This is a genomic window from Pseudomonas sp. 18058, from assembly GCF_902706155.1.
Lineage (GTDB): Bacteria > Pseudomonadota > Gammaproteobacteria > Pseudomonadales > Pseudomonadaceae > Aquipseudomonas > Aquipseudomonas rustica.
The window spans coordinates 37,411-59,368 of the sequence record NZ_CACSJY010000034.1 but is presented as its reverse complement, the minus strand read 5'-3'; the positions used below and the strand labels follow the sequence as shown (position 1 = coordinate 59,368).

The following is a 21,958-nucleotide window of genomic DNA, read 5'->3' as shown; positions in this document are numbered from 1 at the left end:
TTGAGAGAGACGTTTATCCATGGCATCTGCATCTGCACATATCGACATCCCGGCCTCGGCCGATCAGGTCTGGCAATTGATCGGCGGCTTCAACACGCTACCGGACTGGCTGCCGTTCATTCCCAAAAGTGAACTGAGCGACGGCGGCCGTGTTCGCACCTTGCAAACCGCTGACGGCGCCGTGGTCATCGAACGCCTGCAAGCGTTCGATAACGCCGCCAAGACCTACAGTTACTCGATCGAGCAGGCACCGTTTCCGGCGACCGATTATCTGGCGACGATCAAGGTTGAAGCTCAGGGGCAGGGCGCACGGGTGACGTGGTCAGGGCGCTTCACCGCCAAAGGCGTCAGCGATGAAGAAGTGGTGGCGCTGTTCACCGGCATCTACCAAGGCGGCCTCGAAGCCCTGCGGGCCAACTACCCAACCTGATCATCCACCATAAAAACCTGTGGTAGCGGGCTTGCTCGCGAATGCGGAGGATCAGTCGACACATTTGTTGCCTGACACACCGCCTTCGCGAGCAAGCTCAGCTCCTACACTGATTTGTGGTGTACCCGGGATTATGTGTACAGCCGAGAACCCTGTGGGAGCGGGCTTGCCCGCGAATGCGGAGGATCAGTCGACACATTTGTTGCCTGACACACCGCTTTCGCGAGCAAGCCCGCTCCCACATGGATTGCATTCCAAATGAACTTCAAGAATGGGTGATCAGGCTCTGCCGGCAGTCGAGCACCAGTTTCGCGCCGCCGAGGTCGCTGGTGCCGACTTCAAGATTGAAGCCATGCAAGCTGACAATCGCCGCGACGATCGACAGCCCTAATCCGAACCCGCTCTGCGGCTGCCCACCCTCGGTGCGATAGAAGCGCTGGAACACCGCCTCACGCTCTGACTCGGCAATCCCCGGCCCCGAATCGTGCACTTCGATGCGCGTATGCCCTGCGTCATTCACACCGCGCAAAATCACCGTGCCACCCGCCGGCGTGAATTTGATCGAGTTGCTCAGCAGATTCGCCAGCGCTTCAAACAACAGCGCCCGGTCGCCATTCAGCGCCGGCAATGTTTCCGGCATGTTCAGTTCGAAATGCAGCTCATCTTCTTCAGCCAGCGGCAGATAAAACTCATGCAGTTCCTGCAGCAATTGCACCGGATCCAGCTCGACAAAACCGGAGCGGCGCTGGCGATCTTCCAGTTCGGAAATCCGCAACAACCCTCGAAACCGCGCCATCAGCGTGTCCGCCTCAGCCAACACCAAATCCAGTTGCGCTGCTTCCTGCGAGCCTTCACCCGCCTGTTGCTGCATGCGATACAACTGCGCACGCAAGCGGGTCAACGGTGTGCGCAAGTCATGGGCGATGTTGTCGCAAACCCCCTTGACCTCGTTCATCAAACGCTCGATGCGCTCAAGCATGGCGTTGACGATGGCGGCGAGCATATCCAGTTCATCGCGGCGATTGGACAGTGGCAGGCGATGGGTCAAGTCGCCCGCGACGATCGCCTGAGCGCTGTCCTGAATCGCTCTGATCCGCCGCAAAGGTCGGCGTCGCAGCAAGTGCCAACCGGCGATCCCCGGCAGAATCGTGAATGACACCCCCCAGAACAACGCATGCAGAATGATCCGCGTCACCGCGAACAGCGAACCGTTGTCGCGCAGCAGCACCAGCCAGCGGCCGTCGCGGGTCTGCGTGGCGACGGCATCGCAACTGTCGTTGGGCAGGGTCGGATCATCGGAGCCCGCGCAGTCGGCGAGCATGTGAATCTTGCCGTCCAGCGGCAGACCTTCGGGGATTTGTTGCAGGGCGCCGCCAAGATAACGGCCTTCGACGTCGAACAGGCCATAAGCGTCGATGCCACGAATGTCGAAAGTCATGCTCGCGGCGAGGGCGTCTTCCAATTGTTCGCCGCGAAAGTGCGAGAACAGATGCTGACGTTGCATCAGCGAATGCTTGGCGAGGTTATCGAGGTAGCTGGACACTTCGAAGTACATGACCCCCATGAGGATCGCGCTCCAGGCCACGAACAACGAACTGTACAGCGCCAGCAAGCGGCTGCTGGAAGAGCGCCAACCGTCAGACGGGTTCGGCAATGACATAACCGGAGCCCCGTACCGTGCGGATCAGTGGAACATTGCCCACCGCGTCGATTTTCTTGCGCAAGCGGCCGATGTGCACGTCGATCAGGTTGGTGCCCGGGTCGAAGTGATAGCCCCAGACTTCCTCGAAAATCATCATCCGCGACAGAATCTGGCCGCTGTTGCGCATCAGAAATTCGAGCAACTTGTACTCGGTCGGCAGCAGCGTCAGCACTTGGTCAGCGCGGCGTGCTTCGTGGCTGATCAAATCCAGCTCCAGGTCGGCGACCTGCAATGTAGTGGGCTGGGTTTCAGCGCTGTTCTGGCGGCGCAACAGCACTTCAACCCGCGCGGCCATCTCATCGGTGGCGAACGGTTTGGTCAGGTAGTCATCACCACCGGCGCGCAAACCGCGCACGCGTTCATCAACATCGGAGAGGGCGCTGATCATCAGAATCGGCGTGGATACGCCCATGGTGCGCAGCGTTGTGACGATGGCCAGGCCATCCAGTTCGGGCAGCATGCGATCAAGAGTGATCAGGTCGTAGTTGCCGCTGACGGCACGGTCCAGGCCTTCTCGGCCATTGTCGACCCAATCCACGTCCAGGCCATGGCTGCTCAGTTCGGCAACGATTTCCCGGGCGGTCACGGCGTCGTCTTCGATGGTCAAAATGCGAGTCATGGGCAGGCCTGCTGATCGGTTGAAACGGAATGGCAGCATTTTGCCAAGATTTTTGCCTGACGCTTTAAATTAACTTTCATGTAAGGGCTGTCAGAAACGCAGATTCGCTTGCTGCGGGTCAATGCAGACTAATGCATAAAACCCGCTGTAATTTACAGCTTGTTGCAATTTGCATGGTCTTAGGAAGTTCATTCTTTATAACTGATTGAAAATGAACGATTTATTTAATCTCTGCATCTGGCACGGTCGCTGCAATTCCTCTCTTGAACGAGTTGTAACACCATTTTTCATGCCTGGAGCAGAACAACAATGAATAGATCCTCTGATGGGTTTTATCCTGCCTTTGAAGGAGATTCGAGCAACGTCTCAGGGGTGTCCTGGGGCGCGATCTTCGCTGGCGCGGCGGCGGCTGCGGCATTGTCGTTGATCCTTGTACTGCTCGGTTTGGGTTTGGGTTTCTCCGCTGTTTCACCGTGGGCCGGGGAGGGCGTGAGTGCCAAGGGCCTGGGTATTTCAACAATCGTGTGGCTGGTGGCGACGCAGATTGTCGCTTCCGGCATGGGCGGTTATGTGGCCGGGCGTCTGCGCGTCAAGTGGGCGAACATGCACGGTGACGAGGTTTACTTCCGCGACACCGCGCACGGTTTCCTCGCCTGGTGTGTGGCAACGTTGGTCACCGCAACATTGGTGGTCGGCTCGGTCAGCAGCATTGTCAGCGGCGGTGTGCAGGCCGGTGCCAGCGTGGCGGGCGGTGCAGCCAGTGCCATGACCCAGGCGGCCGGTACCGCTGCGGCGAACACCGACAGCAACCAGTACGGTTACTTCATCGACAGCCTGTTCCGTGATGATCGCCCGGCTTCGGTCAGCGATGACGCTGCCCACGGCGCCGTGGCCCGCATCTTCGCGCAAAGCCTGGCCAACGGTCAGCTGAGTGCCGAGGATCGTACCTACCTGGCGCAGTTGGTCGCTCAACGTACTAACTTGTCGCAGGCTGATGCCGAGCGCCGCGTAGATGAAGTCTATGCCCGCACTCAGAAAGCCATCGCCGACGCCAAAGTCAAAGCTCAACAAGCGGCTGACACCGCTGCGAAAGTCGCTGCCTGGACTTCGCTGTGGATGTTCATCGCGCTGCTGGCCGGTGCCTTCTTCGCCAGCCTCGCGGCCACCTTTGGCGGTCGTCGTCGCGATGCAGTCGAGTACGTTGAAGTCGATACCTACACCACGACCACTCCAGTCCGTTAAACAAGGAGCATCACCATGCGCTCACTTCTACTGTTTTTTCTCGGCGTACCGATCCCGATCATTATTCTGATCGCCCTTTTCGTACACTGATCTATTGGGGCTTATGCCTCGGCCGCTTGCATCTTCGGGTGCAAGCGGCTTTTTCGTTTCTGCCTGAATGATCGGTTACCTATCTGGATCAATATTTCCGTCTGGAATATTCACTAACGTATTTGATCCAGACCCTGGCTGGGCGTGAGCTACAGTGAATCAGGCGCAAATACTGCGCTGACGTAGTAGCCGAAACGACGCACGAATCAGATGAAGTAAACACGTCGACACGCTGTAGTGCAGCAAGGAGCTGACGCACAACTCCCCTGATATTTTCACGGATGAATTACAATGCACTGCCTAGAAAGAACCTTCGATATCCAGCCCTTGGCGCAGGCGGATATGACTGTCCATATCAACGGCCAGTCGGTCGACGCCGCCATTGGCGAAACCGTTCTCAGCGTCATTCAATCCCTCGGCTTGCGCCAGATTGCACGTAACGATCATGACCAGATCAGCGGTGCCTACTGCGGCATGGGCGTGTGCCAGTGCTGTCTGGTGAGAATCGATGGTCGGCATAAGCGCCGCGCCTGCCAGACGGTGGTGCGCGACGGCATGCAGATCGAAACCGGCGTCAACCGCATCACCGAGCAGGAGGTCGTATGAACCGGCATCCGGTGATTGTCGGCGGTGGACCGGCAGGCATGGCAGCGGCCATCGAACTGGCTCGCCACGGCGTGCGTTGCACGCTGCTGGAAGAGGCTTCGCGTCTGGGCGGTGTGGTCTATCGCGGGCCATTGCGCGACGGCGTGCAACTGGATTACCTCGGGCCGCAGTACGCGGAAGCGCTGGGCAAATTGCACGGTGAATTTCAGCAGCATGCCGGGTTGATCGACGTTCGTCTCAACCACCGCGTGGTCGGCGCTGAGGGTACACGAGCATTGGTAGTGCTTGATGGCGACGAACAGTTGCACGAAATCCAATACCCACAATTGTTGCTCGCGGCCGGTTGCCACGAACGCAGCGTGCCGTTTCCTGGCTGGACGCTACCGGGCGTGATCATGCTCGGCGGCCTGCAGTTGCAGATTAAAAATGGCGTGGTCAAACCCCAAAGCCCCGTGATCATTGCCGGCACCGGGCCCCTGCTGCCGTTGGTGGCGACGCAACTGCATGCGTCCGGCGTCAAGGTGTCTGGCGTTTATGAGGCCTGTGCATTCGGCAAGATCGCCCGGGAGAGTCTGGCGCTGCTGAACAAACCACAGCTTTTTCTCGACGGGTTGAGCATGCTGGCCTATCTCAAATTGCACGGCATTGCGATGCACTACGGCTGGGGCGTGGTCGAAGCCCACGGCGAGGGTGGGCTGAAAAGCGTCAGCGTCGCGCCGTATTCGGCCACGTGGGAACCGGACATGGCCCGCGTCGAGCGTTTTGAAGCGCAGACATTGGCCGTCGGTTACGGCTTTATCCCGCGTACGCAGCTCAGTCAGCAAATGGGCCTGGATCACGGTTTCAGTGACGACGGTTATCTGCGTGCCCATTCGAATATCTGGCAGCAAAGCAATCAGCCTCACGTGCATCTGGCCGGTGACATGGGCGGGATTCGCGGCGGTGAAGCGGCGATGCTCGCCGGCAAAATTGCCGCCACGTCGATCCTCTTGCAACGCGGCGTCTTCGAAGAGGAACTGGCGCAGATTCGCCGCGACCGCTTTCTGAGCAAACTCAAAGCCATTGTGCGGTTTCGCGCGGCGGTCGATCGCTACACCGAACGCGGGGTTGGCCAAACGGCATTGCCCGCGGCCGACACGGTGATCTGCCGCTGCGAACACGCCACCCGTGCCGACATCGATCTGGCGCTGGAGCAAGGCGTGCAAGACATCGCCAGTCTGAAAATGCGCACCCGCGTGAGCATGGGCGATTGTCAGGGGCGCATGTGCGTCGGCTATTGCAGCGACCGTTTGCGCCAGGCCACCGGACGTAAGGATGTCGGCTGGCTGCGCCCGCGTTTCCCGATTGATCCGATTCCCTTTTCCGCGTTTCAGTCCGTCGGCACGGAGGCCGTTTCCCATGAGTAAGTTCTACGACGTGATCATCGCCGGTGGTGGCGTGATCGGCGCGTCCTGCGCCTATCAATTATCAAAACGCAAAAATCTTAAAGTCGCGCTGATCGACGCCAAGCGCCCGGGCAACGCCACCCGTGCTTCCGCCGGTGGTTTGTGGGCGATCGGCGAGTCGGTCGGCCTCGGTTGCGGGGTGATCTTTTTTCGCATGATGTCGGCCAACCGCAAGCGCGAAACCCAAGGCGCCGCTGTTGCAGTCGACTCGAGCACGCCGCACATTTTGCCGCCGTCATTCTTCGACTTCGCCCTGCAATCCAACGCGCTGTACCCGGCGCTGCACCGTGAGTTGAAGGACAACCACGGAGTGGATTTCAAGTTCGAAAAAACCGGGCTGAAATTCGTTATTTATGACGATGAGGATCGGTTGTACGCCGAGCACATTGTTGGCTGCATTCCGCATCTGGCCGATCAAGTGCGCTGGCTGGATCGGGCCGAGTTGCGCGCAGCTGAACCGAGTGTCAGCCACGAAGCACGCGGAGCGCTTGAATTCCTCTGCGACCATCAGGTCAGCCCGTTCCGTCTCGCCGATGCCTACACCGAAGGCGCGCGGCAGAACGGCGTCGATATCTACGTCAACACTAACGTGACCGGTGTGTTGCATCACGGTTCGCGGGTCACCGGCGTGCAAACGGCGGAAGAAGGTGTGTTCCACTGCAAAACCCTGATCAACGCGGGCGGTGCCTGGGCGGCAGATTTGAGCGAGTGGGCGACCGGCATCCGTATTCCGGTAAAACCGGTGAAGGGCCAGATTCTGCTGACCGAACGCATGCCGAAAATCCTCAACGGCTGCCTGACCACCAGTGATTGCTACGTGGCGCAAAAGGACAACGGTGAAATCCTGATTGGCAGCACCACCGAAGACAAAGGCTTCGACGTCACCACCACCTATCCGGAAATTGCCGGGCTGGTGCAGGGCGCGGTGCGCTGTTTGCCAGAGCTCAAGGATGTGAACCTGAAACGCACGTGGGCGGGATTGCGCCCGGGTTCGCCGGATGAGTTGCCGATTCTGGGGCCGATGCGCGGCGTGGAAGGGTATTTGAATGCCTGCGGACACTTCCGCACCGGGATTCTGACCTCGGCGATTACCGGCGTGTTGCTGGACAAACTGGTCAACGATGAACCGCTGCCGTTGGACATCACGCCGTTTCTGGCTGATCGCTTTGAAGCCGTGCCGGTCAAGCAAGCCCTGGAACTCGAACTGGCCTGACACAATCCCCCTGTAGGAGCTGCCGAAGGCTGCGATCTTTTGATCCTGATCCTATAAAAAACAACATCAAAAGATCGCAGCCTTCGGCAGCTCCTACAGGATTGGGTGATCACATTAGTTGGGGCTCAGGGCTTACGCGATTCCTCTTCCAGCTGATCCGACTCAAACAGCCGCGCCAGCTCCGCTCTGGCTTCCTGGGCGGTTTGCAGGACTTTGGCCATGTCGTCATAAACCGCATGTTGCGCTTCCAGAACCTGTTCGTCGTGATGCTTGAAGCGTTTGATCCGCGCATCGGCCTGCGCTTGCGTCAACCCAAGCCCCACCAACGTGCGCCGGCTCATTTCCAGACTTGAGTAGTACGTTTCACGAATCGCCTCAGCGCCGACATCCACCAAACGGTGAACATGCTGACGGTTACGCGCGCGAGCGATGATTTTCATGTGCGGATACAGCTTGCGCACCACTTCGGCGGTCTTGATGTTGGTCTCCGGATCGTCCGTGGCAATCACGAAGTATTCCGCCTCGCCGACCTTCGCCGCGTTGAGAATTTCCGCGCGCATCGGGTCGCCGTAGAACACCGGCACACCGCCGAAGCTGCGCGACAGTTCGATGGTTTCCACCGACGTGTCGAGGGCGACAAACTTGATGTTCTGCGCACGCAAAATCCGCGCGACGATCTGACCCATCCGTCCCATGCCAGCGATCACCACGCGCGGGCTGTCGGTGTCGATCTCGCGGAATTTCTCCGGCACTTCCACCGGCTGCACTTTCGGGCTGACCATTTTTGCGCAGATCAACAACAGCAGCGGCGTCACCGCCATCGACAGTGTGATGGTCAGTACCAGCAAATCGTACAGGCGCGGATCGAACAGGTTCTGGTCGCGACCGATCTTGAACACCACAAAGGCAAACTCACCACCGGCCGCCAACACGATACCGAGACGAATTGCGCTGACCTTGTTCAGCCCGCCGGCTAAGCGTCCCACGACAAACAACAGCGGCAGTTTCAGACCAATCAACAGCAGCGTCAGCCCCAGTACAGTAATTGGCGCGCTGAGCAGCAAACTGAGGTTGGCGCCCATGCCGACGCTGATGAAAAACAGACCGAGCAGCAAACCTTTGAACGGTTCGATCTGAGCTTCCAGCTCATGGCGATATTCCGAATCCGCCAACAGCAGGCCGGCGAGAAACGCGCCCAGTGCCATCGACACGCCGACCAGATCCATCAGCCACGCCGTGCCGATCACCACCAGCAACGCGGTGGCGGTCGAGACTTCCGGCAGTCCGGTTTTCGCGACAATACGAAACACCGGGCGCAACAGATAACGGCCGCCGATCACGACCACGGCAATACTGCCCAGCACCTGTAAACCGTGGTTGAGGTCTTGAGCGGCGCTGGTGGTGTGATCGCCGCCGGCCAGCATTGGCACCAGCGCAATCAACGGGATCGCCGCAATGTCCTGAAACAGCAAAATCGCAAACGCCAGCCGACCGTGAGGGCTGGTCAGCTCTTTGCGCTCGGCCAGGCTTTGCAGGCCAAAAGCGGTGGACGACAAGGCCAGACCGAGGCCGAGCACAATCGCGCTGTTGAGCGGTTGGCCGAAGGCGAACAACGCCAACACACCGATCACCGACGCCGTCAGCAGCACCTGCGCCAGGCCAACGCCGAACACCGATTTACGCATCACCCACAACCGTCGCGGCGACAGCTCAAGGCCGATGATGAACAGCAACAACACCACGCCCAATTCGGAAATATGGCTGACGCTTTGCGGGTTACCGATCAGCCCCAGCACGGACGGGCCGATGATCACCCCGGCAAACAGATAACCGAGCACAGCGCCCAATTGCAGACGTTTGGCCAAAGGCACGATAAGCACCGCCGCCAATAGAAAGACGACGATGGCTTGTAACAAATTGCCTTCATGGGGCATGGGTTTACTCCTGACAACGGTACGGCGAATGCGGCAAGGATAAGGGCTGGCCTCGCGATGCACCACAAAACCGCGCATCGCATCCCTTGGACACACCCTGTAGGAGCTGCCGAAGGCTGCGATCTTTTGATCTTTGTTTTGCCTCCAAAAATGAAAGATCAAAAGATCGCAGCCTTCGGCAGCTCCTACAGGAATCCAGATGTGGTTTGTAATAATTTGCATCAATTGGTTACATTCATAGCCCCTGCGTATCAATCCCTGCGAGTCCGCCATGGCCATCAACTTCGACCTCAACGACCTGCAAGCCTTTCGCGCGGTGGTCGAGCAGGGCAGTTTTCGCAAGGCCGCCGACACCGTGCGGCTGTCGCAACCGGCGTTGAGCCGACGTATCGAAAAGCTCGAAGACGCGCTCGGGGTAAAGCTGTTCGAACGCACCACGCGCAAAGTCAGCCTGACTCAGGCCGGGCGCGGGTTTCTGCCCAGCGTCGAGCGTTTGCTGGATGATCTGGATGTTGCGCTGCTCGGCATCAGCGAAGTCGCCTCGACCCGATTGGGTCATGTCACCGTCGCCTGCGTGCCGTCTGCCGCGTACTTCTTCATGCCGCGCGTGGTCGCCCGCTATCACCAGCAATTTCCGCGGATCAAGGTCAAAGTCCTCGACTCCAGCGCCCACGATGTCCTTACCGCCGTGGTCAACGGCGAGGCGGATTTCGGTTTGAGTTTTATGGGCACGCAGGATGCCAAAGTTGATTTTGAACCGCTTGTGCAGGAGTGCTACGTGGTCGCTTGTCGCCGCGATCACCCGTTGGCCGGGCGCAGCAGCGTGACGTGGGACGAGTTTTATCAGCAGGATTACATCTCGCTGGACAAAACCTCGGGCAATCGCTTTTTGCTCGATCAGGCCTTGAGCCGTGTGGTGCCGCAGCGTCAAAGCATCTGCGAGACCCTGCATGTGACGACGATGATTGGTTTGGTGGAGGCCGGGTTGGGCGTGGCGGCGGTGCCGTTGATGGCGATGCCGGGGCCGGATCATCCGATTCTGACGCGAGTGCCGCTGACCGATCCGCAGGTGATGCGCAGTGTCGGCATCATCAAGCGCCGGGATCGTACGTTGACCCCGGCAGCATTGGAACTGGAGCGGCTGGTGGTGGAAATGAAAGTCTTGCCGCCAGAAGTCAGGGCTTGACCGAATCCAGTCCGGTCGCTTGCACGTCAGCCTGGGCGGCGGGCGCGGCGAGATAAGCGAGCAAGGCTTTCGCCTCGGCCGGGTGTTCTGCGTTCACCGGAATACCGGCAGCAAAACGCGTCACCGATTGCACCGATTCCGGAATCTTCGCGACAAAACTCACCCCCGGCACCGGCAGCAATTCGCTGACTTGCTGGAAGCCCAGTTGATAGTCGCCAGTGGCAACCACCGAGCCCACCGGGACTTTTGGGATCATCTTCGCTTTCGGTTTCAGTTGATCTTCGATGCCGAGTTTCTTGAACAATTGCTGCTCGATGTACACGCCGCTGGCGCTGTCGGAGTAAGCCACCGACTGTGCGTCGAGCAGGGTTTTCTTAAGAGCGTCGACGTTGCTGATGTCCGGTTTCGCCGCGCCTTCGCGTACCACCAGGCCGATCCGCGAGTCTGCCAGTTCAACGCGGGAAGCCGGGTCGACCTTGCCTTGTTTGATCAAGTCATCGAGGGCATAGCCGACCATGATCACCACGTCGGCGTGTTCACCGCGCGCGAGGCGATTGGGGATCGCTTCCGGTGCCTTGCCCATCGACGGGCCGAGTTGGGTGTCGAGGGTGTTGCCGGTGGCGGCAGCGAATTTCGGGCCGAGGATTTTGTAGGCAGCGGTGAAGCCCCCCGACGTCATCACGTTCAGTTGTTCGGCGTGTGCCAGAGCGCTGAACGCGAAGAGGGCGAGGGCGGTGAGGTTGAAGAGTTTTTTCATGGTCATTATTCCTTATGCGGCAACCGGTTGCAGACGGCCGCCCGCGCGGCGATAGAGGTACAGCGTCGCGCACAATGCGCACAGCGCGCCGATGCTCATCCAGTAACCCGGCGCAGCTTTGTCGCCGGTGTACTGAATCAGGAAGGTCGACATGGCCGGGGTGAAACCGCCGAAAATCGCGGTCGCCAGGCTATACGCCAGAGAGAAACCAGCCACACGCACTTCTACCGGCATGATCTCGGTCAGCGCCGGAATCATCGCGCCGTTGTACATGCCGTAGATAAACGACAGCCACAGCAGCGACAGCAACATGTGGCTGAAGCTTGGCGCCTGCACCAGATACGACAGCGCCGGATAAGTCGTGGCCAGTGCCAGCAGCGACATCGCGATCAGCACCGGACGACGGCCGATGCGATCCGACAACATGCCGCCGATCGGCAGCCAGAAGAAGTTCGACACGCCGACCAGCAAAGTCACCAGCAGCGCGTCCGAGGTGCTCAGGTGCAGCACGGTTTTGCCGAAGGTCGGCGCGTACACGGTGATCAGGTAAAACGCGGTGGTGGTCAGGGCGACCATCAACATCCCGCCGAGCACCACCACCCAGTTCTGGCCAAGGGTGCGGAACACTTCGCCCATTTTTGGACGGTGTTTGCGCGCGGCAAACTCTTCGGTTTCCGCCAGATTACGACGCAACAGAAAGATGAACGGCACGATCATGCAACCGACGAAAAACGGAATTCGCCAGCCCCAATCGGCAATCACGTCCGGCGCCATCCACGCGTTCAGCGCGAAGCCCAACGCGGCGGCAACGATGATCGCCACTTGCTGACTGGCCGACTGCCACGCGGTGAAAAAGCCCTTGCGGCCCGGCGTGGCGATTTCGGACAAATACACCGAAACCCCGCCCAATTCCGCACCGGCGGAGAAGCCTTGTAACAGACGCCCGATCAGCACCAGCGCCGGCGCAAACAGGCCGATGGTTTCGTATCCGGGCACCAACACAATCAATATCGTGCCGCTGGCCATGATCGACAACGTGACGATCAAACCCTTACGACGACCGACGTCATCGATGTACGCACCGAGCACGATTGCCCCCAGCGGACGCATCAAAAAGCCTGCGCCGAACACCGCGAAGGTCATCATCAGGGACGCGAATTCACTGCTCGCCGGGAAGAACACCGACGCGATTTGTGTGGCATAGAAGCCGAACAGAAAGAAGTCGAACTGTTCGAGGAAGTTGCCCGAGGTCACCCGGAAAATGGCGCCGGCCCGCGAGCCGCCGTGAGGGATTGTGGCTGTCATAGCAAAGTACTCCACCGCTTTTATGACGTGCGCCACGGAGAGTCTGCGCACGGATGTTATTGGGGCGGATGGTGGCGCAGGTGTAACAATATGTTAATTGCATTGTTGGCATGCATTGATGTGTAAAGCGGATCAATGCGCCAGCGAACGCTTTTGTGGGAGCCGAGCTTGCTCGCGAAAGCGGTAGAACAGTTGATGAAGAGGTTGGCCGTGCCTACGCCTTCGCGAGCAAGCTCGGCTCCTACAGGTTTTGTGGTGTTCACGAAATTCGTAGACACCTGAAAATCTTGTAGGAGCAGAGCTTGCTCGCGAAGGCGGCATGACCGGCGACTACAATTTCCCGGCCAGCCATAGCAAAAACACGGAATGATTCCCGCGCCCCGCAGTCGGAGTTCAGGTATCACACATCAATAGAGGTTCACCGATGAACAGCAAAACCCTAATCGCCAGCCTGGCCCTCGTCGCCGGCATTGCCGGGATCAGTCCACTTGTTCAAGCGGCGCAAACCTCAAGCGATCCCTCCGTTCAATCCCCGGTCAGCGACCGCGAATTGAAGGTCAACGACCGCGCCCCGGATATCTATCAACGCAGCGAAAAAGCCATCGACTGGAAAGCCAAAGGCCTGAAAAAACCGGTTGAGCAGGCGCAATGGGTGCAGATCAATGACCAGTACGTCATGGTGATGATTACCAACGGTACGATTGTCGAGATGAAACCGGTTCCGCGTTAAGTCCGGATTCAAAAGCCCTGCGCATGCACTCGCGCAGGGCTTTCCCCGCCCAACCGATACTGATTATTCCCACTGCGCTTAGCCTCATACATCGCCAGATCGGCAATGTGCAGCAGCCGATCCATCGCCGTCGCGTGATCCGGAAACACCGCCACCCCAAGGCTGGTGCCGATGTGGCGCTGGTCGTTGCCGATGCTGATCGGTGGCGACAGTTCGATGAAAATTTTCTGACAGATGCTGCGGGCTTCGTCCTGTAGGTTGAGGCTCGGTGACAGGCCCTGCAGGATGACCACGAATTCGTCACCGCCAATCCGCGCGACGGTGTCGGTGCTGCGCAGGATGCGTTTCAGGCGGGTGGCGGTGGTGATCAAAACGCGGTCGCCGGCGGCATGGCCGTAGAGGTCGTTGATGTTTTTGAAACCGTTGAGGTCGACGAACACCAGCGCGACGCGGGTTTCAGTTTGTCGCGCCTGATCGAGTGCTTCGGACAGCCGTTGCTCCAGCACCAGACGATTGGGCAAACCGGTCAGCGGATCGAAGTGGGCGAGGTGCTGGAGGTAACTGGCCGAGGCCTTTTCTTCAGTGATGTCGCGCACCACGCCCATCATTTTGATCACCGCATCGTGGTCGTTGCGCACTACGTTGCCGGTCTCGCGCAGCCAGCGAATCGTGCCGTCGGGCCAGACCACGCGGTATTCCTCGTCATGGTTTTCCCCGGTTTCCAGGCAACGTAACTCACCGTCGCGCACCCGCACGCGGTCATCCGGGTGTACGCAGGAGCAGAAGAGGGCGTAGGACGGGGTGATGTCACCGATCTTGAAACCGAACATGCCGTAGATGGCGTCCGACCAGTACAACCGATCGGTATCGACCTCCCAATCCCAAGTGCCAATTCGCGCGAAATATTGGCTACGTTTAAAGCGCTCGGCATCGCCGTCTTGATGAATGTTCTGGCCATCGGCTGCGCGGGTCAACAGCTCTCGGTAATCGGCGAGTTGCCGACGCAATTCACGTTCGCGCCAGAACAGCACGGCAATCACCGCCAGCAAAATCACGCCAACGGCGAGGCCGATCCAGAGCTGGGTCATTGGGGCGCTGCCGGCATGGCGAATCGGTCCGTGAAGTAGTGGCGGTTGGCTATCTTAATGCGTCATCACTCGATTCGGATACAGCGTTGATCTGCGTGTTCGGGTTGCCAACAGCCAGCAATTCTGGGAAAACGGCGGCCTGCTGAACAATAGAGCGAATGTTATGAATGATGAACTGCAGGTAATCGATCTTCAGGTAGGCGAGGGCAAAGCCGCCGTCAAAGGCGCGCTGATCACCACCCAATACACAGGCTGGCTGGAAGACGGCAGCGAGTTCGATTCTTCCTACAGCCGTGGCAAACCTTTTCAGTGCGTGATTGGCACCGGTCGTGTGATTAAGGGCTGGGATCAAGGGCTGATGGGGATGCAGGTGGGCGGCAAGCGTAAATTGCTGGTGCCGGCGCATTTGGGTTATGGCGAGCGGACGATGGGCAAGATTCCGCCGAATTCGAATCTGGTGTTTGAGATTGAGTTGCTGGAGGTTTTGACTCGGGAGGATTGAGGTGGCGGACGGCTATTGGGCTGGATGAGGGACTTGCCCTCATCCAAATGACATTCGGCGTATCAGGTGAATACGTCGATATCGTCAAGCGTATCTTCGATCGTCCCTACGAGAGAGGGAAATCTCTCCTTGGTTATTTCCAGCGCCGGCAAGACCGTTTCGGTATCCAGTTCGCCATGTCGGCGTGCGATGTGGCCGAGAGCAGTAACTGCGGACGCCACAATCGCTTCGGTTTCGCTGGAGAGGTGTTTCAGGCAGATGTCCTCTGCCCAAGCTCTGTCTTCCTCGGTTAATCCAATAGAAATCAATCCGATAATGACGCTCTTGTTAACGCCGCTAGCAAGAAGTCCTATCGCGTGTTCGCGGGATATTGATGAATCGTCATATTCAAGGTTCAGCGGGGTTAACCTCTTACGCCAATGAATACATCCAGCTCCATAGGTAGTTGCTCAGCAATTACTTCGCTGATTTGTTGAACTTGATCACTTGTCAGCAGCCACTCTCCATCAGGGCTATCATCCAAATTCTTCCAGCCCAGTACGGCGAGCACGGCGGGTTCGGATTTTTGATTCACAGTGAACTCATATTTTAATGAGTCATCGTAGTCATCATCTTTCAAAAAACCGCTAATCCATAAAAACATCAGTAACCTCCTGGTCATTTTGGGGTTGATCTTTCAGGGTCTGCTGGATCGATCTGCTCCCCTGTCTCGTGGTTAAACTCGCCAAGATGTTTGCCCTGTTTGTTATAAAGCTCAATCGCGCCAGTCTTACTGTCCCACTCGTAAATTCGACCCTTCCTGTCTTTCCATCGGCTTCGTCTGCTACCGCCGCCTTGAACGCTGCTTTTGGATTTGACAGGAAAGGTATCCGGGAATGCGGGGAGAGCTACCGGGGGCCTGTGGTACTTGATATCACCGCCGAGAGCGGGTCTTGAAAGCACAACATACAGAGGCGGCACCCCTGAGTCAGCCGGAAAAACCAGAATGAAATCCTGGTACTCCGGTGGGTAAACCGGATTGACGATGATCCTGTCTGCTTGTTCGGTCGGAGGGTACCTAGAGCAAGGGTTCCCACTGTGGTGGGCAAGTTGCTGCCGCCGATTCTTTTTAAGGGGATATTTCCAAGGGCATCTCTTTCGCGCCCGCCTAACAGGGCCAACTCTCCAAAATCGGCCAGCTTCTCGACAGGGATGAATCCGGCGTTGCTGGCATGATTGATGACACCATCCGGAAGCTTGCAGCTCTTGGCAAATACACAACCTTTTGTTTCGGGCTGAACTTGTATCGGTTGTTTGATAAGTCGATTTTCGTAAGCTTGCTGTCTGGCCAACATATCTTCGTAAGCTGTTTGCCTGGCGTCGCGTTCTGCCAGTTCGGTGGCGGTCATGTAGCGTGTGGTGATGTGGTGCCCGTCACCAGCGGGTGGGTTTTGAACCCGAGGGATGTCAGATCTAAGAGGCATGAGCGTCCTTGTTCCATCGTCAAAAAGCGATGTGGACGCTAAATCAATATGCATCAGTTAGATGTAGGACGAGTCTGAAGCTCTAGTGCTTGTTACAAGTGTAAAAATCATGGTTGGGCGACAGGTTTAACAACTTATCGAGCGAAAACTTATCGATTTTGCCCTTTAGCAAATCCTTGAGCTGAAACTCACCGATTCCAAGTCGTTTGGCTGCTTTCTTCGGTGGATCATCCGAGCTCTTAACGGTCTCGCAAAGCGTACGCATCAGTTTGGCTCGCAGACGCATATTGGCTGCGTTCTGCGGAGTGTCTTCCAGTGCATCCCAAATACTTGAAAAGCATTGATTGTGGTCTGGATGATCCTTCATGGGTTCATAGCCTGTTTCCTTGGTTTCAGACGGCCTGCTTTTTTGTGGCGAGGGAACTTGCTCCCGCTGGGTTGCGTAGCGACCCTAAAACCATTCGATCCGGGTAATTCAGATACACCGCAGATACCGGTTTTGCGACTGTTTCGCAGCCGAGCGGGACGGTGCGACGATTCGACAAGCTCCCTCGCCACAGTTTTCAGTCTCAGTTTCGGGTGGGCGGTTCGAGGTTGTCGAGGGCGCGGTTGACGGCGAGTTCGCCGAGCATGACGACTTGCTGGATGCCGAGCAGGGTGTTGCGGTAGGGCGTTTCGAGCAGGCCGGCGAAGTCGCTGAGCATGATGCTGGCGGAGGCCATGGATTCGCAGGCGTGGGCTAACAGGGATTCGGTTTCCATGTCCGGCGCGACGATGAACATGGTGCTGGGTTTTCGTTCGGACGGGAGGTGCGGTTTGAGGTAATGGTCGAGGGCGCGTTCGGCAGCTTCGTGGAGTTTTCTGGAATTGGGGGCGGAGTAGGGGGAGGTTGGATCTGATTCGGGTATGGCATCTGTTTCCGGTGGATTCGGCGTTACTTTGAACATTGCGGAGGTTTCCAAAGTGATGCTGACACCACTTCGCGACTAAACGAGAGGAGGCAGCTATACGCAGGTTAGTCGACCGGAAAACCCACCCAAACCGGCGCACCCGAAGGCGCCCTGCGCACAGCTACCATTGAGTGAGGTATCGAAATACCTACTGTCTGGAACGTTGTACAGATTGAGTGGATTACCGAGCGACTAAACCCGATCACTGAACATTCAGTGACGCGAACCAAGTTACCGGCAGCCCCCAAACCGCACAAGCCGGCGGATTCTGGCGTAGTTGTAGGCAAAGGCGCAAGGCGCTGTAGCCTTGTGGATGATGCCGAAATGATGCTGCGTTTTTCCGGGCCTCTTCGCGAGCAAGCCCGCTCCCACAGGGGATTCGAGCCCGACGCAAATCAACTGTGGGAGCGGGCTTGCTCGCGAAGGCGGCCTATCAGTCACTCAAGAAACTGAACATCGGCATCCGCCCATTCAGCGAAGGCCGGTAATGCCAGGCCAGTCGCTCCAGATTCACACCGTGATCGAGGATTTCTCTGACAGTCGCACTGGCAATTTCCATCGCCAGTATTTGCCCGGGACACTGGTGCCGTCCGCTGCCAAAACTGAAACTGCGCCGGTTCGGGCGATCCGGCAAAAACTGCTCAGGATGCTCGTTCAACGCCGGATCCCGATTGGCCGAGGCCAACAACAGCAGAATCACATCCCCAGCCTCAACGCGCACCCCATCAATCTCGCAGGACTGCGCCACAAACCGTCGCGTGTTCTGCACTGACGGATCAAAACGCTGCACTTCCGCCAACACCGCTTCCATCGACGCCTCACGCAAATTGGGCTGACGTTTTAGCGCCACCAAAGCATTACCAATCAACCCGGCAGTGGCTTCGTAAGTTTGTGAACACAGCCCGATCAAATTGGCGATCAGCGCTTCTTCATCCCCTTCAAATCGCCGCTGAATTTCCGTCAGCAAAGCGCTGTCTGCCTCAGCCAGCAACTCGATGAAATACCCGCGCAACTGCTCAGCCGCCGCATGCGCGGCAGCTAATTGCAGGTCATTGCTCAACGGTGAGAGACAGGCGATGAAATCCGCCGTCAGCTCACTGATCGCCCGGCCCTGCGACGGGGTAAAACCAAGCAGCGCCGCGACCACGCAAACAGGCCCGCGAAACATGGCTTTATATGAGCCGTCGGCGTCCACGTTTATCAACCGGGCAGCCACCAAGGCGCGAACCTCGGCTTTATTGATCAGCTCAAGCGCAGGCTCGATTGCCGAACGCGGGCAACGCTGACGCTCGCCATCATTCATCCGCATCAACTGGCCGAACACTTTGCCGGCCATGCCGCCGGCAATCGCTTTCGGCACGGGTTCCTGTGCAGGACGCACGCGGCAATCGGCATGCGCCAACACCGCGCACACCACACGGGCACTGCTGGCGACCCACAATTTCAGTTCCTGATGAAACACCAAGCCTCCTTGAGCACGCAGCGATGCGTAATAAGGATAGGGATCGGTATGAGTCGCAGCGTTGATCGGATCCATGGTTCGCAGCCTTGTCGTCAGGAAAGTGTTGCGAGTATCGTCAGTCGTCAGCGGCGACGATTCGTCCGGGAGCGAAATATGCACGCAGAACATCAAGACATCGGCGTTTCTCAAGTGGCCGCCGCCATCGCGGAATCGGCGCGTACGAAAATGCTCTGCTCGCTGATGGACGGCCACGCCCGCACCCCTACGGAGCTGGCAGCCATCGCCGAGGTCAGCGCCTCCACGGCCAGTGCGCACCTGGCCAAACTCAAGGATCTCGCGCTGGTGCGTCTGCATGTGCAGGGCCGTCATCGTTATTACAGCCTCGCCGATCAGCGCGTCGCCCAGGCGTTGGAAGCCTTGATGGTGATTGGCCAGAGCGCCGCGCCGACGTTCAAACCGCACACGCCGGATCGTCTGCAATTCGCGCGAACGTGCTATGACCATATGGCGGGGACACTGGCGGTGTGGCTGCATGACCGTTTTATCGAGGCGGGATGGCTGGTGGAGACGGACGAGCAGGCGTATCGCTTGAGTGACAGTGGCGCGGCGCTGTTTGAAGGTCTGGGTATCGAGGTTCAGGATTTGAGCACGTTGCGCCGCAAGTTTGCTTGTCCTTGTCTGGACTGGAGCATGCGTCGGCCGCATCTGGGTGGCTCGTTAGGGGCGGCGTTGTTGCAAGCGGCGTTGAGGCGTAAGTGGGTGACGCAGGATCTGGACAGTCGGGCGTTGGCGTTGACGGCCGTAGGGCGCAGGGAATTCGGGGCTCGGTTTGGTGTTGAGGTGGCGATTGATAAAGGCCAGATCAAAAGATCGCAGCCTTCGGCAGCTCCTACAGGAGGTGTGTACACCCGATGAACCCCGATCCCGAATCTACGTAGGAGCTGCCGAAGGCTGCGATCTTTTGATCTTCGCTCCAAGCCGACGAGGGGTCGTGCCCAACCTTGTGCGCAAGCTCGCGACGCTATACTGTATATCCAAACAGTAAAGAGCCCGCGCCATGCAAATCATCGACAAGCTGAGCATTCTCGCCGACGCCGCCAAGTACGACGCGTCATGTGCGAGCAGCGGTGCGCCCAAACGCAGCTCCGAGGGCAAGAGTGGCCTGGGCTCGACCGATGGCATGGGCATTTGCCACAGCTACACGCCGGACGGGCGCTGCGTGTCGTTGTTGAAGATTCTGCTGACCAATTTCTGTCTCTACGATTGCCAATACTGCGTCAATCGCCGCTCCAGCGATGTGCCCCGCGCACGTTTTACGCCGGAAGAAGTGGTGGCGCTGACCATGGATTTCTACCGGCGCAACTGTGTCAGCGGCTTGTTCCTCAGCTCCGGAATCATCCGCTCGGCGGACTACACCATGGAGCAACTGGTACGCGTCGCGAAGCTGCTGCGCGAAGAACATGAATTTCGCGGTTACATCCACCTTAAAACCATCCCTGAAGCCGATCCTGCGTTGATCGAAGAAGCGGGGCGTTATGCCGATCGTTTGAGCGTGAATATCGAACTGCCCACCGACGCCAGCCTGCAGACGTTGGCGCCGGAGAAGGATATCGGCTCGATCAAGCTGGCCATGAACACCATCTACACCGGTGTGCAAACCGTCCTTAACGAACCCCGTTCAGCGAAGTTCGCACCCGCCGGACAAAGCACGCAAATGATCGTCGGCGCCGATGACACCGACGACAGCACAATTTTGCACAGTGCGCAGTCGCTGTACGGCAACTTCCGTTTGCGCCGCGTTTACTATTCGGCATTCAGCCCGATCCCCGACAGCCCGAAAAGCGTGCCCCTCGCCGCGCCGCCATTGATGCGTGAACACCGTCTGTACCAAGCCGATTTCCTCCTGCGCAGCTACGGTTACAGCGCTGACGAACTGCTCAAGGGCCCGGGCAATCTGGCCTTGGACATCGATCCGAAACTGGCGTGGGCACTGCAGAATCGTGAAGTGTTCCCGCTGGATCTGAACCGTGCCGAAGCGTCTCTGATTTCACGCATCCCCGGCATCGGCCTGCGCACCACCGAACGCCTGGTCGAGCTGCGTCGTCAGCGCCGAATCCGCTACGAAGACGTCGCGCGCATGCGCTGCGTGCTGGCCAAGGCCAAGCCGTTCATCATCACCAGCGATTACCACCCACAGCAGGCCGAAGTCACCAGCCATTTGCTCTATCAGCAATTGCGCGACCGGCCGATGCCGCAACAGATGGGGTTATGGGGATGATCAATCTTGATTGCGACGATCTGTTCGAGACGTGGCGTCAGCAAGCGCGTTGGCTGTTGAGCCATGAAATCGATCCAAGTCTGGTGAGCTGGGCGTCGGAAGGGGTGGGAGACCTGTTCGCCAGTGATGCTCCAGTTCCAGAAGGTCAGGGGCCGTTTATGGCGAGGATCCCGCGTGTATTGCTCGATACGCTGGAACAAGCGGCGCAATACCGCGGCGATCAGCGCTGGAGCCTTTTGTATGAAGTGCTGTGGCGGGTCAGCCATGGCGATCGCACGGCCATGCTCGCCGGAGACAAGCTTGGCAGCGAGTTGCAGCGACGTATCAAACAGGTGCGCCGCGAAGCCCATCACCTGCATGCGTTTGTGCGCTTCATCGAACGCCCGTCAGCCAGCGCTGGCCCGCAATACGTGGCGTGGCACGAACCGGCGCACGACATCCTGCACAGTGCCAGCGAACATTTCATCGGGCGCATGGGCCGCCATCGCTGGCTGATCGCGACGCCGCGTGACGGGGTTTATTACGATGGCGAGCAACTGATTCACCAGCGTCAATGCCCCGTGGAATGGCAGCAACTGGCGCAGAACGTCGATGATCCGCATGGTGATCTGTGGTTGACGTATTACAGCCACATCTTCAATCCAGCGCGGTTGAATCCGAAGGTCATGCAGGGACATTTGCCGGTGCGGTTCTGGAAGAATCTGCCGGAGGGGGAGTTGATTCCTGGACTGATTACCCAGGCGCGGATGGGGAAACAGCAGAACGGGCAGGCGAGTGGGATTTCTACGCGGGCCGGTAAAAGGATTGCGCTGAAAAGCCCCTCACCCTAGCCCTCTCCCGGAGGGAGAGGGGATTGATCGAGGTGTACTCCCGAGCTACACCGACCTGAAATATCGCGTCGAACTCAGGGTTTGAGAGGCACAAAGATCGGCTCCCTCTCCCTCGGGAGAGGGCTG

General features: G+C 58.3%; 22 protein-coding genes and 1 pseudogene. 12 read left to right on the top strand and 11 right to left on the bottom strand.

Going from position 1 to position 21,958, the window contains the following annotated elements; translation table 11 throughout:
- The first annotated feature begins 19 nt into the window (after positions 1-19).
- Entirely contained in the window at positions 20-430 is a 411-nt protein-coding gene (locus tag GVL50_RS18755; RefSeq protein ID WP_159814704.1) for an SRPBCC family protein, read from the top strand.
- 265 nt (positions 431-695) lie between these two features.
- Here GVL50_RS18755 and GVL50_RS18750 read toward each other — a convergent pair whose 3' ends face one another.
- On the bottom strand, positions 696-2,090 hold the full coding sequence (locus GVL50_RS18750; RefSeq protein ID WP_159814703.1) for a HAMP domain-containing sensor histidine kinase: 1,395 nt from the start codon (positions 2,088-2,090) through the stop codon (positions 696-698).
- Positions 2,068-2,751, bottom strand: a complete 684-nt coding sequence (locus tag GVL50_RS18745; RefSeq protein ID WP_053121487.1) for a response regulator transcription factor — start codon at positions 2,749-2,751, stop codon at positions 2,068-2,070. Before GVL50_RS18745 ends, GVL50_RS18750 begins: the two co-directional genes overlap by 23 nt.
- A gap of 309 nt (positions 2,752-3,060) precedes the next feature.
- Between GVL50_RS18745 and GVL50_RS18740 the strand changes: the two genes are divergently transcribed.
- The 4 genes from GVL50_RS18740 to hcnC all read left to right on the top strand — a co-directional run bounded on the left by GVL50_RS18740 (position 3,061) and on the right by hcnC (position 7,347).
- The gene (locus GVL50_RS18740; RefSeq protein WP_159814702.1) at positions 3,061-3,993 is read left to right on the top strand and encodes a hypothetical protein; all 933 of its coding nucleotides are present in this window, start codon (positions 3,061-3,063) and stop codon (positions 3,991-3,993) included.
- 381 nt (positions 3,994-4,374) lie between these two features.
- Positions 4,375-4,689 carry a cyanide-forming glycine dehydrogenase subunit HcnA gene (hcnA, locus tag GVL50_RS18735; protein ID WP_159814701.1) on the top strand — a complete coding sequence of 105 codons (315 nt, stop codon included), beginning with the start codon at positions 4,375-4,377 and terminating at the stop codon, positions 4,687-4,689.
- A complete protein-coding gene (hcnB, locus tag GVL50_RS18730) occupies positions 4,686-6,095 on the top strand; it encodes a cyanide-forming glycine dehydrogenase subunit HcnB (RefSeq protein WP_159814700.1) in 1,410 nt (469 codons plus the stop codon). The genes hcnA and hcnB overlap by 4 nt, the downstream gene beginning before the upstream one ends.
- Positions 6,088-7,347: a cyanide-forming glycine dehydrogenase subunit HcnC gene (hcnC, locus tag GVL50_RS18725; protein WP_159814699.1), complete on the top strand. Its 1,260-nt coding sequence runs from the start codon at positions 6,088-6,090 to the stop codon at positions 7,345-7,347. Before hcnB ends, hcnC begins: the two co-directional genes overlap by 8 nt.
- A gap of 125 nt (positions 7,348-7,472) precedes the next feature.
- On the opposite strand, the gene GVL50_RS18720 is transcribed toward hcnC, so the two are convergent.
- Positions 7,473-9,281: a monovalent cation:proton antiporter-2 (CPA2) family protein gene (locus GVL50_RS18720; RefSeq protein WP_159814698.1), complete on the bottom strand. Its 1,809-nt coding sequence runs from the start codon at positions 9,279-9,281 to the stop codon at positions 7,473-7,475.
- 271 nt (positions 9,282-9,552) lie between these two features.
- On the opposite strand from GVL50_RS18720, the gene GVL50_RS18715 reads away from it, so the two are divergent.
- Entirely contained in the window at positions 9,553-10,467 is a 915-nt protein-coding gene (locus GVL50_RS18715) for a LysR family transcriptional regulator (protein ID WP_159814697.1), read from the top strand.
- On the opposite strand, the gene GVL50_RS18710 is transcribed toward GVL50_RS18715, so the two are convergent.
- Together GVL50_RS18710 and GVL50_RS18705 are read right to left on the bottom strand one after the other, a co-directional pair.
- On the bottom strand, positions 10,457-11,224 hold the full coding sequence (locus GVL50_RS18710; RefSeq protein ID WP_159814696.1) for a substrate-binding domain-containing protein: 768 nt from the start codon (positions 11,222-11,224) through the stop codon (positions 10,457-10,459). The two genes, GVL50_RS18715 and GVL50_RS18710, sit on opposite strands and share 11 nt — an antisense overlap.
- 12 nt (positions 11,225-11,236) lie before the next feature.
- The gene (locus GVL50_RS18705) at positions 11,237-12,529 is read right to left on the bottom strand and encodes an MFS transporter (RefSeq protein WP_053121470.1); all 1,293 of its coding nucleotides are present in this window, start codon (positions 12,527-12,529) and stop codon (positions 11,237-11,239) included.
- A gap of 424 nt (positions 12,530-12,953) precedes the next feature.
- On the opposite strand from GVL50_RS18705, the gene GVL50_RS18700 reads away from it, so the two are divergent.
- Positions 12,954-13,259, top strand: coding sequence for an RcnB family protein (locus tag GVL50_RS18700; protein WP_053121466.1), 306 nt, complete (start codon positions 12,954-12,956; stop codon positions 13,257-13,259).
- An 8-nt stretch (positions 13,260-13,267) separates the two neighbouring features.
- Here the strand turns inward: GVL50_RS18700 and GVL50_RS18695 are convergent, their stop codons facing one another.
- Complete coding sequence (locus tag GVL50_RS18695; protein ID WP_159814695.1) at positions 13,268-14,347, bottom strand: sensor domain-containing diguanylate cyclase; 1,080 nt, start codon at positions 14,345-14,347, stop codon at positions 13,268-13,270.
- A 163-nt stretch (positions 14,348-14,510) separates the two neighbouring features.
- Between GVL50_RS18695 and GVL50_RS18690 the strand changes: the two genes are divergently transcribed.
- On the top strand, positions 14,511-14,849 hold the full coding sequence (locus tag GVL50_RS18690; protein ID WP_053121462.1) for an FKBP-type peptidyl-prolyl cis-trans isomerase: 339 nt from the start codon (positions 14,511-14,513) through the stop codon (positions 14,847-14,849).
- 47 nt (positions 14,850-14,896) lie between these two features.
- Positions 14,897-15,142 (top strand): hypothetical protein, encoded by a 246-nt coding sequence (locus tag GVL50_RS28830; RefSeq protein ID WP_218586044.1) that lies wholly within the window; start codon positions 14,897-14,899, stop codon positions 15,140-15,142.
- 110 nt (positions 15,143-15,252) lie between these two features.
- On the opposite strand, the gene GVL50_RS18680 is transcribed toward GVL50_RS28830, so the two are convergent.
- From GVL50_RS18680 to GVL50_RS18660, 5 genes and pseudogenes are all read right to left on the bottom strand, one after another.
- Positions 15,253-15,492, bottom strand: a complete 240-nt coding sequence (locus GVL50_RS18680) for a pyocin S6 family toxin immunity protein (RefSeq protein WP_053121458.1) — start codon at positions 15,490-15,492, stop codon at positions 15,253-15,255.
- A gap of 14 nt (positions 15,493-15,506) precedes the next feature.
- Positions 15,507-16,312 (bottom strand): annotated as a pseudogene (locus GVL50_RS18675) (colicin E3/pyocin S6 family cytotoxin).
- 82 nt (positions 16,313-16,394) lie between these two features.
- Entirely contained in the window at positions 16,395-16,679 is a 285-nt protein-coding gene (locus GVL50_RS18670) for a helix-turn-helix domain-containing protein (protein ID WP_159814694.1), read from the bottom strand.
- 202 nt (positions 16,680-16,881) lie between these two features.
- A complete protein-coding gene (locus tag GVL50_RS18665; RefSeq protein ID WP_159814693.1) occupies positions 16,882-17,259 on the bottom strand; it encodes a DUF6124 family protein in 378 nt (125 codons plus the stop codon).
- Between the two features lie 436 nt (positions 17,260-17,695).
- On the bottom strand, positions 17,696-18,799 hold the full coding sequence (locus tag GVL50_RS18660; protein WP_159814692.1) for a cytochrome P450: 1,104 nt from the start codon (positions 18,797-18,799) through the stop codon (positions 17,696-17,698).
- Between the two features lie 78 nt (positions 18,800-18,877).
- Between GVL50_RS18660 and GVL50_RS18655 the strand changes: the two genes are divergently transcribed.
- From GVL50_RS18655 to GVL50_RS18645, 3 genes are all read left to right on the top strand, one after another.
- A complete protein-coding gene (locus tag GVL50_RS18655) occupies positions 18,878-19,639 on the top strand; it encodes a helix-turn-helix transcriptional regulator (RefSeq protein WP_159814691.1) in 762 nt (253 codons plus the stop codon).
- Positions 19,640-19,781: 142 nt separating this feature from the next.
- Entirely contained in the window at positions 19,782-21,002 is a 1,221-nt protein-coding gene (locus GVL50_RS18650; RefSeq protein ID WP_053121446.1) for a putative DNA modification/repair radical SAM protein, read from the top strand.
- Positions 20,999-21,832 (top strand): TIGR03915 family putative DNA repair protein, encoded by an 834-nt coding sequence (locus tag GVL50_RS18645; RefSeq protein WP_159814690.1) that lies wholly within the window; start codon positions 20,999-21,001, stop codon positions 21,830-21,832. Before GVL50_RS18650 ends, GVL50_RS18645 begins: the two co-directional genes overlap by 4 nt.
- Positions 21,833-21,958: the final 126 nt, after the last annotated feature.

Excerpts from the sequence above, each read along its gene's own strand:
- GVL50_RS18755 (WP_159814704.1), top strand. The coding sequence starts at position 20 with ATGGCATCTGCATCTGCACATATCGACATCCCGGCCTCGGCCGATCAG.
- GVL50_RS18750 (WP_159814703.1), bottom strand. The coding sequence starts at position 2,090 with ATGTCATTGCCGAACCCGTCTGACGGTTGGCGCTCTTCCAGCAGCCGC.
- GVL50_RS18745 (WP_053121487.1), bottom strand. The coding sequence starts at position 2,751 with ATGACTCGCATTTTGACCATCGAAGACGACGCCGTGACCGCCCGGGAA.
- GVL50_RS18740 (WP_159814702.1), top strand. The coding sequence starts at position 3,061 with ATGAATAGATCCTCTGATGGGTTTTATCCTGCCTTTGAAGGAGATTCG.
- hcnA (WP_159814701.1), top strand. The coding sequence starts at position 4,375 with ATGCACTGCCTAGAAAGAACCTTCGATATCCAGCCCTTGGCGCAGGCG.
- hcnB (WP_159814700.1), top strand. The coding sequence starts at position 4,686 with ATGAACCGGCATCCGGTGATTGTCGGCGGTGGACCGGCAGGCATGGCA.
- hcnC (WP_159814699.1), top strand. The coding sequence starts at position 6,088 with ATGAGTAAGTTCTACGACGTGATCATCGCCGGTGGTGGCGTGATCGGC.
- GVL50_RS18720 (WP_159814698.1), bottom strand. The coding sequence starts at position 9,281 with ATGCCCCATGAAGGCAATTTGTTACAAGCCATCGTCGTCTTTCTATTG.
- GVL50_RS18715 (WP_159814697.1), top strand. The coding sequence starts at position 9,553 with ATGGCCATCAACTTCGACCTCAACGACCTGCAAGCCTTTCGCGCGGTG.
- GVL50_RS18710 (WP_159814696.1), bottom strand. The coding sequence starts at position 11,224 with ATGAAAAAACTCTTCAACCTCACCGCCCTCGCCCTCTTCGCGTTCAGC.
- GVL50_RS18705 (WP_053121470.1), bottom strand. The coding sequence starts at position 12,529 with ATGACAGCCACAATCCCTCACGGCGGCTCGCGGGCCGGCGCCATTTTC.
- GVL50_RS18700 (WP_053121466.1), top strand. The coding sequence starts at position 12,954 with ATGAACAGCAAAACCCTAATCGCCAGCCTGGCCCTCGTCGCCGGCATT.
- GVL50_RS18695 (WP_159814695.1), bottom strand. The coding sequence starts at position 14,347 with ATGACCCAGCTCTGGATCGGCCTCGCCGTTGGCGTGATTTTGCTGGCG.
- GVL50_RS18690 (WP_053121462.1), top strand. The coding sequence starts at position 14,511 with ATGAATGATGAACTGCAGGTAATCGATCTTCAGGTAGGCGAGGGCAAA.
- GVL50_RS28830 (WP_218586044.1), top strand. The coding sequence starts at position 14,897 with ATGACATTCGGCGTATCAGGTGAATACGTCGATATCGTCAAGCGTATC.
- GVL50_RS18680 (WP_053121458.1), bottom strand. The coding sequence starts at position 15,492 with ATGTTTTTATGGATTAGCGGTTTTTTGAAAGATGATGACTACGATGAC.
- GVL50_RS18670 (WP_159814694.1), bottom strand. The coding sequence starts at position 16,679 with ATGAAGGATCATCCAGACCACAATCAATGCTTTTCAAGTATTTGGGAT.
- GVL50_RS18665 (WP_159814693.1), bottom strand. The coding sequence starts at position 17,259 with ATGTTCAAAGTAACGCCGAATCCACCGGAAACAGATGCCATACCCGAA.
- GVL50_RS18660 (WP_159814692.1), bottom strand. The coding sequence starts at position 18,799 with ATGGATCCGATCAACGCTGCGACTCATACCGATCCCTATCCTTATTAC.
- GVL50_RS18655 (WP_159814691.1), top strand. The coding sequence starts at position 18,878 with ATGCACGCAGAACATCAAGACATCGGCGTTTCTCAAGTGGCCGCCGCC.
- GVL50_RS18650 (WP_053121446.1), top strand. The coding sequence starts at position 19,782 with ATGCAAATCATCGACAAGCTGAGCATTCTCGCCGACGCCGCCAAGTAC.
- GVL50_RS18645 (WP_159814690.1), top strand. The coding sequence starts at position 20,999 with ATGATCAATCTTGATTGCGACGATCTGTTCGAGACGTGGCGTCAGCAA.